Origin of the sequence: Pseudomonas sp. A34-9 (assembly GCF_029543085.1) — a bacterium.
Taxonomy (GTDB): domain Bacteria; phylum Pseudomonadota; class Gammaproteobacteria; order Pseudomonadales; family Pseudomonadaceae; genus Aquipseudomonas.
Genome location: NZ_CP119967.1, coordinates 6,049,755 through 6,063,421, shown reverse-complemented (window position 1 = coordinate 6,063,421; position 13,667 = coordinate 6,049,755). Strand labels below are relative to the sequence as shown.

The window sequence follows — 13,667 nt, the reverse complement described above, 5'->3', positions numbered from 1 at the left end:
ATGGCGCTTTTTATTGCACTTCTCACCCACCGGTTAACTCTACAAACGAGTAGCGGAAAGGTTTCACCAAGAGAAAGCGCCGCTATCCATTGGAAAAACGCCTCCCGATGACTATCTGTCATTGCCCCGAGACGCTCCGGTGAGGGAAAATGCCCTCCTTTTTTCCGTTTCGACTTACCAGAACCCAGGAGATCAGCGATGCCTAGCCGTCGTGAGCGTGCCAACGCCATTCGTGCCCTCAGCATGGATGCCGTGCAAAAAGCCAACAGCGGCCATCCCGGTGCCCCTATGGGTATGGCAGATATCGCCGAAGTGCTTTGGCGCGACTACCTCAAGCACAACCCGAGCAATCCATCGTTCGCCGACCGTGACCGCTTCGTGCTGTCCAACGGCCACGGCTCGATGTTGATCTACTCGCTGCTGCACCTGACCGGTTACGACCTGTCGATCGAAGACCTCAAGCAGTTCCGTCAACTGCACAGCCGCACCCCGGGCCACCCGGAATTCGGTTACACCCCAGGCGTTGAAACCACCACCGGCCCGCTGGGTCAGGGTCTGGCCAACGCTGTGGGCTTCGCCCTGGCTGAAAAAGTGCTGGGCGCGCAGTTCAACCGTCCTGGCCACGACATCGTCGACCACCACACCTACGTGTTCCTGGGTGATGGCTGCATGATGGAAGGCATTTCCCACGAAGTCGCTTCCCTGGCCGGTACGCTGGGTCTGGGCAAGCTGATCGCGTTCTACGATGACAACGGCATCTCCATCGACGGCGAAGTCGAAGGCTGGTTCACCGATGACACCCCGAAGCGTTTCGAAGCCTACAACTGGCAAGTGATCCGCAACGTTGACGGTCACGACCCGGAAGAGATCAAGACCGCCATCGAGACCGCGCGCAAGAGCCCGCTGCCGACGCTGATCTGCTGCAAGACCACCATCGGTTTCGGTTCGCCGAACAAGCAGGGCAAAGAAGACTGCCACGGCGCGCCACTGGGTGACGCGGAAATCGCTCTGACCCGCAAGGCGCTGAACTGGAACTACGGTCCGTTCGAAATCCCGGCCGACATCTATGCCGAGTGGGACGCCAAGGAAAAAGGTCGCGCGGCCGAAGCCGAGTGGGATCAGCGTTTCGCTGCCTACTCCGCTGCGTTCCCGACCGAAGCCAACGAGCTGATCCGTCGTCTGAGCGGTGAGCTGCCGGCTGACTTCTCCGAAAAAGCCTCGGCCTACATCGCTGAAGTCGCGGCCAAAGGCGAAACCATCGCCAGCCGTAAAGCCAGCCAGAACACCCTGAACGCGTTCGGCCCGCTGCTGCCGGAACTGCTCGGCGGTTCGGCTGACCTGGCCGGTTCCAACCTGACCCTGTGGAAAGGTTGCAAGGGCGTCAGCGCTGAAGATGCCAGCGGCAACTACATGTACTACGGCGTGCGTGAATTCGGCATGACCGCAATCATGAACGGCGTGACCTTGCACGGCGGCCTGGTGCCTTACGGCGCGACCTTCCTGATGTTCATGGAATACGCCCGCAACGCCGTGCGCATGTCGGCGCTGATGAAAAAGCAAGTGATCCACGTCTACACCCACGACTCCATCGGTCTGGGCGAAGACGGCCCGACGCACCAGCCGATCGAGCAACTGACCAGCCTGCGTACCACACCGAACCTCGACACCTGGCGTCCAGCCGATGCCGTTGAATCGGCCGTGGCCTGGAAAAACGCTCTGGAGCGCAAGGACGGCCCATCGGCGCTGATCTTCTCGCGTCAGAACCTGCAGCACCAGGAACGCGATGCCGGCCAGATTGCCGACATCAGCCGTGGCGGTTACGTGTTGAAGGACTGCGCAGGCGAGCCTGAGCTGATCCTGATTTCGACGGGTTCGGAAGTCGGTCTGGCGGTTCAGGCTTACGACAAACTGACCGAGCAGGGCCGCAAGGTGCGCGTGGTTTCCATGCCTTGCACCAGCGTGTTCGACGCTCAGGACGCGGGCTACAAGCAAGCCGTGCTGCCGTTGCAGGTTGGCGCGCGTATCGCCATCGAAGCGGCTCACGCCGACTTCTGGTTCAAGTACGTGGGGCTGGAAGGTCGCGTGATCGGCATGACCACTTACGGCGAATCGGCTCCGGCTTCGGCACTGTTCGAAGAGTTCGGTTTCACCCTGGAAAACATCCTGGGTCAGGCTGAAGAGCTGCTGGAAGACTGATCCAGAAAAGATGTCGTCTGAGCTGACGCCTTCGCGAGCAGGCTCGCTCCCACATTGGAACGCGTTTCCCTGTGGGAGCGAGCCTGCTCGCGAAAGCGTTGGTTCGGGCAACATCGTACTGCCTGATTCACCACGGTAATCGAGAACCCCATGCCTCAACCGCGTCCCTACAAAGTTGCACTCAACGGCTACGGCCGGATTGGTCGTTGCGTCTTGCGTGCGTTGTTTGAGCGAGGCGAGAAAGCCGGGTTTGAAATTGTCGCGATCAACGATCTGGCGGACATGGCCAGCATCGAATACCTGACACGCTTTGACTCCACCCACGGCCGCTTTCCGGGCGAGGTGCGCGTAGAAGGCGATTGTCTGCATATTAATGGCGACTGCGTGAAGGTCTTGCGCAGTGCAACCCCCGAAGGCATCGATTGGGCGTCACTGGGCGTCGATCTGGTGCTGGAATGCTCTGGCGCTTACCACACCCGTGCGGACGGCCAGCGTTTCCTCGACGCCGGCGCGCCACGCGTGTTGTTCTCGCAGCCGATGGCCAGCGAGGCGGATGTCGACGCCACCATCGTTTACGGCGTCAATCAGGATTGCCTGACCGGCGATGAGTTGCTGGTGTCCAACGCCTCCTGCACCACCAACTGCGGTGTGCCGCTGTTGCGCTTGCTTGATAAGGCGATCGGCCTCGATTACGTGTCGATCACCACGATTCACTCGGCGATGAACGATCAGCCAGTGATCGACGCTTATCACCACGAAGATCTGCGCCGCACCCGTTCGGCGTTCCAGTCGGTGATCCCGGTGTCCACTGGTCTGGCACGCGGTATCGAGCGCCTGCTGCCGGAACTTGCCGGGCGAATTCAGGCCAAAGCCGTACGCGTGCCGACGGTCAACGTGTCCTGCCTCGACATCACGATGCAGACCGCCACGGCGACCGACGCCAATGAGGTCAACCGGATCCTGCGCGAAGCCGCCACCAGCGGCCCGCTCAAAGGTCTGCTGGCCTACACCGAATTGCCGCATGCAAGCTGTGATTTCAACCATGACCCACATTCGGCCATCGTCGATGCCAGTCAGACTCGTGTTTCCGGCCCAAGGCTGGTGAACATCCTGGCCTGGTTCGACAACGAATGGGGTTTTGCCAACCGAATGCTGGACGTTGCAGAACACTATCTGCAAACAGCAACTTCAAAAAAACCGTAGGAAGTGCGACCCATGACCGTGTTGAAGATGTCCGACCTCGATCTGCAAGGTAAGCGCGTATTGATCCGCGAAGACCTCAACGTCCCAGTCAAGGACGGTGTTGTCACCAGCGATGCGCGTATCCTGGCTTCGCTGCCGACCATCAAGCTGGCCCTGGAAAAAGGCGCGGCCGTGATGGTCTGCTCGCACCTTGGTCGTCCGACCGAAGGCGAGTTCTCCGCCGAGAACAGCCTCAAGCCTGTCGCTGACTACCTGAGCAAGGCCTTGGGCCGCGAAGTGCCGCTGGTCGCTGATTACCTGGGCGGCGTTGACGTCAAGGCTGGCGACATCGTGCTGTTCGAAAACGTGCGCTTCAACAAAGGCGAGAAAAAGAACGCTGACGAACTGGCCCAGCAATACGCTGCCCTGTGCGACGTGTTCGTGATGGACGCCTTCGGCACCGCTCACCGCGCCGAAGGTTCGACCCACGGCGTGGCCAAATTCGCCAAGGTTGCGGCTGCGGGCCCATTGCTGGCTGCTGAACTGGACGCACTGGGCAAAGCCCTCGGCGCTCCAGCGCAACCGATGGCGGCCATCGTTGCCGGTTCCAAGGTGTCGACCAAACTCGACGTACTCAACAGCCTGAGCCAGATCTGCGATCAATTGATCGTCGGCGGTGGCATCGCCAACACGTTCCTGGCGGCAGCCGGTCACCCGGTTGGCAAATCCCTGTACGAGCCAGACCTGCTCGACACTGCGCGCGCCATCGCTGCCAAAGTCAGCGTGCCGCTGCCGGTTGATGTAGTCGTCGCCAAAGAATTCGCCGAAAGCGCTGAAGCGACCGTCAAGCTGATCGCTGACGTGGCGGCTGACGACATGATTCTGGACATCGGCCCGCAAACCGCAGCCAACTTCGCTGAACTGCTGAAATCGTCGAAAACCATTCTGTGGAACGGTCCGGTCGGCGTGTTTGAATTTGACCAGTTCGGCAATGGCACCAAAGTGTTGGCCCAGGCCATCGCTGAAAGCTCGGCGTTCTCCATTGCCGGCGGTGGCGACACCTTGGCCGCGATCGATAAATATGGCGTGGCTGAGCAAATCTCCTACATTTCCACCGGTGGCGGCGCATTCCTCGAATTCGTCGAGGGCAAAGTGTTGCCAGCCGTAGAAGTCCTGGAAAGCCGGGCCAAGGCCTGAGGCCGCCCGTTTGGCCAGGCAAAGGAGTGTTTACATGGTCAAGTCGTTAGCACTGTTGTTGCTGACCGGTACGCTGGCGGCTTGCGGGAGTAACCCGAAGGCCGAAGCGACGCCGGCGCCGAGCGAGTCGCAGAAAGGCTGCTATCAGGCCGACTGGCAGGCCGAAACCAACCCGGTGCTGAACAAGCGCTCGGGGCCGGACGGTCTGGACAAATACGAGACGCAAACCCCGGCCAAGGAACATGGTTGTCCTTGACGGGTCTGACTCTTTAACTCAGGGCTGGCGGCATGTGCCGTCAGTCGAGGAACACGGATGAAAGGCTTGATCGCCATTGCGGCGTTGGCATTGTTGGGCGGTTGCGCGCAGTTGAACCTGTTTCAGTCATCTGCCCCGGCGGATAACTGGACCACCTGGACCTGCGACAGCCAGGCCAAAGTGCTGTGGCGTTACGCCGACGCTGGCCAGAAGGAAGTCGACGTGCGGCTGGGTGGCGGTGATCAGGTCTATCGCCTGAAAGAAGAGCCGGGCGCCTCGGGCACGCTGTACAGCGACGGCATGCTGGCGTTACACGTCAAGGGTGACGAAGGCCTGGTGTACTGGGTCGCCACCAATGACTTGATTGGCCGCGGCTGCAAAGCCGAGTAGCACGATTGAATTGATGTACAGAGATCCAGATGTGGGAGCGAGCCTGCTCGCGAAAGCAATCTTGCCGTCGATGATGCAGTGTCTGTCAGACCGCTTTCGCGAGCAGGCTCGCTCCCACAGGGGTTCTCTGTTGTTCACACAGTTTTGGTAACACCGAATCACCAGGCCGGGCCTCAACCCCCGATCTGCAATCACTTGAATAGCCGCCGCCGCTCCGGCAGGCTGGCACGATTAACGACCCAAACCGGGAGAGACACACACAATGGCACTTATCAGCATGCGCCAGATGTTGGACCACGCAGCCGAATTCGGCTACGGCGTTCCAGCCTTCAACGTCAACAACCTTGAGCAGATGCGCGCCATCATGGAAGCCGCTGACAAGACTGACTCCCCGGTGATCGTTCAGGCTTCGGCCGGCGCTCGCAAATACGCCGGCGCGCCTTTCCTGCGCCACCTGATCCTGGCCGCGATCGAAGAATTCCCGCACATCCCGGTGTGCATGCACCAGGACCACGGCACCAGCCCTGACGTCTGCCAGCGCTCGATCCAGTTGGGCTTCAGCTCGGTGATGATGGACGGCTCGCTGGGCGAAGACGGCAAGACCCCGACCGACTACGACTACAACGTCCGTGTTACCCAGCAAACCGTAGCCATGGCTCACGCCTGCGGCGTCTCGGTAGAAGGCGAGCTGGGCTGCCTGGGTTCGCTGGAAACCGGCATGGCTGGTGAAGAAGACGGCATCGGCGCCGAAGGCGTTCTGGATCACAGCCAGATGCTGACCGACCCGGAAGAAGCCGCTGACTTCGTAAAACGCACTCAGGTCGACGCCCTGGCCATCGCCATCGGCACCAGCCACGGCGCTTACAAGTTCACCAAGCCACCTACCGGCGACGTGTTGGCCATCGACCGCATCAAGGAAATCCACAAGCGCATCCCGAACACTCACCTGGTGATGCACGGTTCCTCGTCGGTGCCACAAGAGTGGCTGGCGATCATCAACCAGTACGGCGGCGACATCAAAGAAACCTACGGCGTACCGGTTGAAGAAATCGTCGAAGGCATCAAGTACGGCGTGCGCAAGGTCAACATCGACACCGACCTGCGTCTGGCCTCCACCGGCGCCATGCGACGCCTGATGGCCACCAACCCGAGCGAATTCGACCCGCGTAAATTCTTCGGCGCAACCGTGACCGCGATGCGCGATGTGTGTATCGCTCGTTATGAAGCGTTCGGCACTGCCGGTAATGCCTCGAAGATCAAACCGATCTCGCTGGAAGCGATGTATCAGCGTTATCTGAAGGGTGAGTTGAACGCCAAGGTTAACTAAGCCTTCGGACTCTCCTGTGTCATAGAAAACCCGCCGTGAGGCGGGTTTTTTGTGCACTGTTGTTACCCTTTTGTGAAGTTCATATTGTAGGTTTTACCCACATTCGGCCCGCCTGATACAACCTTGACAGTACCGTTCAAATTACTGTCGTTGGCGTCGGTCGATTTTAAGCTGATGGTGAGTGAACTGTCGCCATGCCCATATTCATCTCCATCTGAGGCCTTTGCTTTGGCTTGAAGATTAAAGGTCCTTGAGTTCTTCGCGGTGTAGTTTCCGGTGACGGTAAAGTTGAGCCCGTAATATTGCATTTTGCCATGGCTTAACTGTCCGTTTTGTTGGCTTGGTTCGTCAAATGTCAGTGTGGCGCAATTGCTTTCGCCTGTATCAGAGACGGTACCTTGATAAGTAGGCATTATATTAACCTTTCGTTCGCGATATTTAAGGCTCGGGCTGCATGCCAGTCCGAAGTGGTTTTTTTCGTATCACGTTGATGAGGTTAGGTTGAAGGCGGGCTTCTGTAACCTGATAGAAATGACAGTTTTTTATAGTTATTTGCGATGTTCTGGTCGGGCGATTCACTAAATGGTTATAAGTAATTGCGGGGCAGATCAAAAATCAAAGGACATCAGGATTTATGGCTCTGTCCGTAAGGTTTAATTATTAGAAGCACCCTTGGCGCATCCATGGTTGAGGAGTAGGTATTGCATGTGCTGTTCACTAAGGAGCTGGTAGTTTTGAAATTCTGTCTGTCAAAGGGAGACGAATTTATTAATTAAGATTTTGCCGGAAGCGATTTTTCGGCGTTATCTGAAGGGCAGTTGAACGCCAAGGTTAAATAAGCCTGACCGTTAAACTGCTTTAAAAGAAACCCGCCATGAGGCGGGTTTTTTGTGGGCGGTTATTCCTTTAGTTCGACATGATCCAGTGCCTGATTCACCGCCAGTTCTCCAAGCATGACGACCTGTGCGATGCCCAGCGCGGTCTTGCGGTGTGAGGTGTCGAGCATGGCGGCGAAGTTGTTGAGCATTTCGCTGGCTGAACCCAGGGTTTCGCTGGCGTTGGCCAACAGGGATTCGGTGTTGTATTTCGGGTTGGCGAGGTACATGGCCTCGGGTTCGCGAGTGCTCGCCATGATGTGGGCGGCTGGGTTGAGGTAGTGGTCGAGGGCGCGTTCGGCGGCGTCGTGGAGCTTTTTGGGATCGAGGGATTCGTAGGGCGATGCGGGATCTGTTTCTGGCGGGTGCGGCGTTGATTTTGTCATTTGCTCGAAACCTGATTGGAGTGCCCCCGCTTTGGCTACTAAATCAAAGTGGAGGCAACTGTACGCAGGTTAGTAGACCGGGGTTTCGAGCAAGCCGGCGCACCCGAAGGTGCCCTGCGCACAGTTACCATCAAGCGCAGGTATGGAAATACCTGACTGACAGATGCTTGTGCACAACGCTTGAAACCTCGGGCTACTAAACCCGATCACTGGAAATCAGTGACGCGAATCAAGTTACCGATGGCCCGCCAGGCTCACAAGCCGGCGGATTCTGGCGTAGTGGTAGGCAACGACGCAAGCTGTTGTAGGCATCCGGAAGTAACAGCGGACAGATCTAAACAGCGCTGTTTAAAGGCTGGAACTAAAACGGCTCAACCAAGCATCCAGCGCTTCAAATGAACGAGTAGCCCACCGTAAAGCGGTGTCTGCGTACTTGAATGGGCGCATTGAATTGACTGGGGAGCAGGCTTCTCTTTCAAGTGATAACCGGTCAGGACGTGGCGACCTTCTCCCGTCGCATGAGCGCGGATGGCGCTGAGTGTCGGGTAACCTCTCAAGCAGTCTATTTCTCCTTGCCAGCTGTCTTTTGCATCGGCGTTGTCGGCCATGAACCAAACGTCGGTGTAGGTGCTGTCTCGGTGGTAATAAGACCCTGCAATCGGGTAGCTCTGAGCGTTATCTTTCAGCGTGCCCCACAACTGCCCGTTGTTTGCGTTTGCATGGGTAATGTCTATGCAGAAGCTGTTGTCGTCGTTGCAGAAGTTTCCGAGTGGACCTGGCATGGCGTGGCTTCTTGGCGGATTGACGTGTCAACCAACGTTATCGGGGTTGGTTAACAGGGCCAACTGTCAGGTCTGACAGGTTTTTATACCGTTTTTGGATTTCGCTACGTTTTTTAAGTCCGTTTGATCGAAGCGGAAATGGCTGCTGAAACCTGCAGGAGCTGCCGAATGCTGCGATCTTCTGATTTGTCTTTCAAGAATCAAAAACAAGATCAAAAGATCGCAGCCTCCGGCAGCTTCTACCGGGAGAATGCGTTGGGCGGGCGGGTTATTTGTCGTGATCGATGTCGAGTTTGGAGAAGGTTACCTGGCCACCTTCGCTGGTGTACCCGGTGTTGTCCTGCACATAAACCCCAGCCTTGAAATACAACGGCTTGTTGCGCCACGTCGCACTGATCTGTGAGTCCCACTGATAACCCGCCGCGCTGATGCCGAGTGCGCCGCCGGGGCTTAAGTGGATGAGGTAGTTGAATTCGCGATCCAGCTTGATCCCGGTAGCCAGGGTAATGACGCGGCTCTCATCCTCGTCCGGGTGCATGCGAACTTTGATCACCAGGTTGCCGGTTTCGGTTTTGGTCTTGTATTGGTATTCAAGTTTGACCATCGGCTTCTGGCTTTCATACGCGTGGATCTGGCCGATGACGATCTTGCCGGAGCTCGGCACCTTGTTCACCGTCACGGTCGCACGCAATGAGTTGTCGGCATCCGGGTAGTACCAGTTGCGCAGGGTGCCGTTGCTGTAGGTTTCGCGCAATTCGGTGCGTGGGTAGATGGCGTTTTCGGTTTTTGACCCGGTAACCGGTGACCAGAAGAACAAGGTGCCGGTGTCGGAATGGAAGTACTGATCTTTGAAGCCGTTCACCAGTTTGGAGGTTTCGACGGTGTATGGCGGGCTGCCAACGGGAACGCTGAGGTTCCAGGTTGCGAGATCGATCATGTCGGTTCTTCCACTCAAGTTTCACTGCACGTACGTGCCAGAAGCTCTAGCCCGCACGTTTTGGGGCGGCCTTTATAAGCGTAGAGGGAAATTTTGTTAACGCCCGTTTGGCAGATGATTGACGTCAACATCCTGTCGAAATGCCATCTGTGCCGGTTTCCGGGGGCTTGAGCGGTGACCGTTAGTCGGCAAACTCACGCTTTGGTTAAATGATGGCCTGATGACAGCTTCTGCTTTGTTGGATCCAGTACTAGAGTGAAGGCTCAGTATGTGTGCGGTTTTTACCGGAAACCGACCAAAAGTCCCGACAAGAGAAGCAGCATGGAATGCGCGCAACCCCCGCCAGGTGAAGGCAGCTCTGTCCTTTTGATCGTTGATGATTACCCTGAAAATCTGATCAGCATGCGCGCGTTGCTGCAGCGCCAGGATTGGCACGTCCTCACCGCAGCCTCCGGTTTCGAAGCGCTCAATATTCTGCTCGTGCATGACGTCGACCTGGTGCTGCTGGATGTGCAGATGCCGGGCATGGACGGCTTTGAAGTGGCGCGTCTGATGCGTGGCAGCCAGCGCACGCGCCTGACGCCGATCATCTTTCTGACCGCCAACGAACAATCCCAGGACGCCGTGATCAAGGGCTATGCCAGTGGCGCGGTGGATTACCTGTTCAAGCCGTTCGACCCGCAGATCCTCAAGCCCAAGGTGCAGGCGTTGCTGGAACACCAACGCAATCGTCGCGCCTTGCAACGCCTGAGTCATGACCTGGAAGTGGCGCGCGCTTTCAACGCGTCGGTGCTGGATAACGCCGCCGAGGGCATTCTGGTGGTGGGTGAAGACGGTTTGATCCGCTTCGCCAATCCGGCCATTTCGCGGTTGCTGAATGCGCCGGTGAAGGAGTTGGAAGGTCAGGAGTTTCTTGATTTTCTACAGAAGCCGCACATTCCGGTGTGGGCTGATTCCGAGTTTTATGCCGGCTATAAACGTGGTGAAACGCTGAGGCTGCACGACGCCTTGCTGCGCACGGCGCCTGGCCAACAGGTGCCGGTGGCGCTGTCCTGCGCGGCGTTGCCCAGCGAACAACATGCGATGGTGGTGACGGTGCTGGACATGTCGGTGGTGCGGCACTTGCACCAGCAGCTCGAATTTCAGGCAGTGACCGATCCGCTGACCGGTTTGCTCAACCGTCGCGGCTTTTACCAGACGGTTGAAAACCTGTTGCTGCGCGGTGAGCGCAGCGACAGCAGTTGGGTTTTGCTGTATCTGGATCTCGACGGCTTCAAACGGGTCAACGATTCGCTTGGTCACGATGCCGGCGACCGCGTGTTGCGCTGGGTCTCCGAACAATTGAAAGCCTGCCTGCGGCCGTTCGATATTCTTGCGCGCATGGGCGGCGATGAATTCACCGCGCTGCTGGATCTGGAGTTTCCCGAGCAAGCGGCGAAGATTGCCGAAAAACTGATTGAACGGGTGTCGATCTGTCAGCAGATTGAAGGGTTGGACATCGCCCTCGGCGCCAGCATCGGCATCGCCACCTATCCGGACTGCGGCTCGAACCTCGACGGATTGCTGCGTGCATCCGACATCGCCATGTACGAAGCCAAGCGAGCCGGGCGACAGCAATATCGTTTTTACGATCATGAAATGAACGGTCGGGCACGCTCGCGGCTGATGCTCGAAGAGAGCGTGCGCGCGGCCATCGAGAACCGCGACTTCAATCTGGTGTATCAGCCGCAAGTGGCCATCGACAGCGGCCAGATTCGTGGCTTCGAAGCGTTATTGCGCTGGCAGCATCCGAGCGTGGGCGATGTGCCGCCGGGATTGTTCCTGCCGCTGCTGGAAGAAGCGCGGTTGATCAGTCGCCTCGGTAGCTGGATTTATCATCGCGGCGCCGGTCAGCGCAAAGCCTGGGACACCCTGTTTGCCGAAGATCTGGTGCTGGGCGTGAGTTTGAGCAACACCCAGTTCAGCCTGCCGAATCTGGTCACTGAATTGCGTCAGGTCATGGAGCGGCACGCTTTGCAGCCTCGGCAACTGGAGGTCGAAGTCACCGAAGAAGCCTTGATGCAAAACCCCGACGAAACCCGCAAGCAGTTGCGTTTGCTGCGCAATCTCGGTGTACGCGTGGCGCTGGATGACTTCGGTTCCGGGCCGTGCTCGCTGGCGCATCTGCGCGATCTGGAGCTCGATACCCTCAAGCTTGATCGCCATCTTATTGCCCGATTGCCGGACTCCAGGCGAGACGCCTCGCTGGTCAGCACGGTCATCAGTCTGTGCAAGCAATACGGTTTGCTGGTGATCGCCGAAGGAGTGGAAACCATCGAGCAATACCAATGGCTGCAAGCCCACGGCTGCGAGTATGTGCAAGGCTTCCTCGTGGCCCGGCCATTGATCGCCGAGGACGCTGCCAGCTTCGCCGAACCGTTTGACTGGAGCGCGCTGCCCGGTTGAATTCGCTACACTGGCGCACCTTTTTCGAACCGTGTCGCTCGTCCATGACTGTGTTGAAGTACCTCCAGGCCTATCCCGCGCAATTACAGGATCAGGTGCGCCAATTGATCGCCGAAGGGCGTCTGGGCGAATACCTCAATCAACGCTATTCGGGACGGCACGACGTGCAGAGCGACAAGGCGCTGTACAGCTACGCGCTGGACCTGAAGCAGGAATACCTGCGCAACGCGCCGGCCATCGACAAGGTGCTTTTCGACAACCGCCTCGACCTGACGCACCGGGCACTGGGTCTGCACACCACGGTTTCGCGGGTGCAGGGCGGCAAGCTCAAGGCCAAGAAAGAGATTCGTATCGCCTCGTTGTTCAAAGACGCCGCGCCGGACTTTCTGAAAATGATCGTCGTGCATGAACTGGCGCACTTCAAGGAGTCGGATCACAACAAGGCGTTTTATAAATTGTGCGAGCACATGCTGCCGGGGTATCACCAGGTCGAGTTTGATCTGCGCGTGTACCTGACGTGGCGGGATCTGCAGGCTTAACAGTACGCAACCAGGAAGGTAGGGATGGACGTCAGCAAGACCAAAAGCAGTTTCTACCGCCGCTTGTATGTGGCGTACCTGATCGACAGCGGTCTGGCGCCGAGCGTGCCGACGCTGACCGAAGTGACCGGCATGCCCCGGCGCACGGCGCAGGACACCATTGCCGCGCTGGCCGATCTGGATATCGTTTGTGAGTTCGAGCAGGAGGAGGGCGCGCGTAATCACGCCGGGCGCTATCGGATTCGTGAGTGGGGGGCGATTGATCGTGGGTGGATCGAGCGCAATTTGCGGCAGATCAAGGCAGTTCTGGAGTATCCCTGAAGAACCCCTCATCGGAACGCCGCCCGCCCAGCCCTCTCCCAGAGGGAGAGGGAGCCGATTGGGGGATATTGGAGAAGTTCGCCGACTTGAGCGAATTTCTCTGAATCCATAATCGACGCGGTTTTTCAGGTCGGTGGATAGCGCAGCACAACTCGGTCAGTCCCCTCTCCCTATGGGCGGTCCGACGTTTCGGGAGGGCCAGGGTGAGGGCTGTTCAGGCACGACGCATCCCGATGTGTGGAATGTCGTCCTCCAGATACTCCTCACCCGCCACGACAAACCCGTACTTGCCGTAATACCCCTGCAAATGCGCCTGCGCCGACAGATAGATCGGCACCTGCGGCCAGTGTTTTTCGGCCTGCTTCAGCGCCTGCTCCATCATCTCGTGCCCCAGCCCTTTGCCTCGCCCCTGCGGTGCGGTAATCACGCGGCCAATCACGACGTCCCCGCCTTGGGACTCGGGATCGAGCAGGCGCAGATACGCCATCAACTGATCATCTTCCCAACCCATCAAATGGTAGGTGTCGCCCTCCAGATCCTGACCGTCGAGGTCCGGATATGCGCATTTCTGCTCGACGACGAACACGTCCGAGCGCAGCTTCAACAGCGCGTACAGCTGCTCCTTGCCCAGATCACTGTGATGTTTGCAGATCCACTCGATTGTCATTTTCCGATTCCCTGAACGTGTCGCCCGATACTAAGCGCCTGCGGCAAAGATGTCTTTATGGCTTAAGAGTCTGTGACAAAGGTCAAAATGCCATCATTCCTTTCTCGCAGCCGCGGCGACTTTGTGTAATCTGCTGAAGAGCGCTGTGCACTGGCTGCAATGAGCTA

Annotated in this window: 14 protein-coding genes; 9 read left to right on the top strand and 5 right to left on the bottom strand. The window is 58.0% G+C overall.

The genetic code is table 11. The features are described from left to right. Nucleotides 1-198: 198 nt before the first annotated feature. From tkt to fba, 6 genes are all read left to right on the top strand, one after another. Nucleotides 199-2,196: a transketolase gene (tkt, locus tag P3G59_RS27225; protein WP_277759664.1), complete on the top strand. Its 1,998-nt coding sequence runs from the start codon at nt 199-201 to the stop codon at nt 2,194-2,196. Nucleotides 2,197-2,346: 150 nt separating this feature from the next. Next, entirely contained in the window at nt 2,347-3,399 is a 1,053-nt protein-coding gene (gene epd / locus P3G59_RS27220; RefSeq protein WP_277759663.1) for an erythrose-4-phosphate dehydrogenase, read from the top strand. A 12-nt stretch (nt 3,400-3,411) separates the two neighbouring features. Then, nucleotides 3,412-4,575, top strand: coding sequence for a phosphoglycerate kinase (locus P3G59_RS27215; protein WP_064119175.1), 1,164 nt, complete (start codon nt 3,412-3,414; stop codon nt 4,573-4,575). Between the two features lie 34 nt (nt 4,576-4,609). After that, nucleotides 4,610-4,831, top strand: coding sequence for a hypothetical protein (locus P3G59_RS27210; protein WP_007913756.1), 222 nt, complete (start codon nt 4,610-4,612; stop codon nt 4,829-4,831). A gap of 57 nt (nt 4,832-4,888) precedes the next feature. Further along, nucleotides 4,889-5,221, top strand: a complete 333-nt coding sequence (locus tag P3G59_RS27205) for an MliC family protein (protein WP_277759662.1) — start codon at nt 4,889-4,891, stop codon at nt 5,219-5,221. Between the two features lie 262 nt (nt 5,222-5,483). Then, nucleotides 5,484-6,548 (top strand): class II fructose-bisphosphate aldolase, encoded by a 1,065-nt coding sequence (gene fba / locus P3G59_RS27200; protein WP_007913760.1) that lies wholly within the window; start codon nt 5,484-5,486, stop codon nt 6,546-6,548. Nucleotides 6,549-6,610: 62 nt separating this feature from the next. Here fba and P3G59_RS27195 read toward each other — a convergent pair whose 3' ends face one another. From P3G59_RS27195 to P3G59_RS27180, 4 genes are all read right to left on the bottom strand, one after another. Next, nucleotides 6,611-6,961, bottom strand: coding sequence for a hypothetical protein (locus tag P3G59_RS27195; protein ID WP_277759661.1), 351 nt, complete (start codon nt 6,959-6,961; stop codon nt 6,611-6,613). Between the two features lie 485 nt (nt 6,962-7,446). Continuing rightward, the gene (locus tag P3G59_RS27190; protein WP_277759660.1) at nt 7,447-7,809 is read right to left on the bottom strand and encodes a DUF6124 family protein; all 363 of its coding nucleotides are present in this window, start codon (nt 7,807-7,809) and stop codon (nt 7,447-7,449) included. Nucleotides 7,810-8,180: 371 nt separating this feature from the next. Next, a complete protein-coding gene (locus P3G59_RS27185) occupies nt 8,181-8,591 on the bottom strand; it encodes a hypothetical protein (RefSeq protein ID WP_277759659.1) in 411 nt (136 codons plus the stop codon). 268 nt (nt 8,592-8,859) lie between these two features. Continuing rightward, the gene (locus P3G59_RS27180) at nt 8,860-9,528 is read right to left on the bottom strand and encodes a polysaccharide lyase family 7 protein (RefSeq protein WP_141126203.1); all 669 of its coding nucleotides are present in this window, start codon (nt 9,526-9,528) and stop codon (nt 8,860-8,862) included. Between the two features lie 321 nt (nt 9,529-9,849). Here P3G59_RS27180 and P3G59_RS27175 point away from each other — a divergent pair, with 321 nt between their 5' ends. Genes P3G59_RS27175 through P3G59_RS27165 form a run of 3 tightly spaced genes read left to right on the top strand, consistent with a single transcriptional unit; the run spans nt 9,850 to nt 12,833 of the window. Continuing rightward, a complete protein-coding gene (locus P3G59_RS27175) occupies nt 9,850-11,973 on the top strand; it encodes an EAL domain-containing protein (protein ID WP_277759658.1) in 2,124 nt (707 codons plus the stop codon). Between the two features lie 44 nt (nt 11,974-12,017). Beyond that, nucleotides 12,018-12,512: a M48 family metallopeptidase gene (locus P3G59_RS27170; protein WP_095121442.1), complete on the top strand. Its 495-nt coding sequence runs from the start codon at nt 12,018-12,020 to the stop codon at nt 12,510-12,512. 24 nt (nt 12,513-12,536) lie between these two features. After that, a complete protein-coding gene (locus tag P3G59_RS27165; protein ID WP_007913779.1) occupies nt 12,537-12,833 on the top strand; it encodes a winged helix-turn-helix domain-containing protein in 297 nt (98 codons plus the stop codon). Between the two features lie 214 nt (nt 12,834-13,047). On the opposite strand, the gene P3G59_RS27160 is transcribed toward P3G59_RS27165, so the two are convergent. Further along, nucleotides 13,048-13,500: a GNAT family N-acetyltransferase gene (locus P3G59_RS27160; protein WP_277759657.1), complete on the bottom strand. Its 453-nt coding sequence runs from the start codon at nt 13,498-13,500 to the stop codon at nt 13,048-13,050. Between the last annotated feature and the right edge of the window lie 167 nt (nt 13,501-13,667).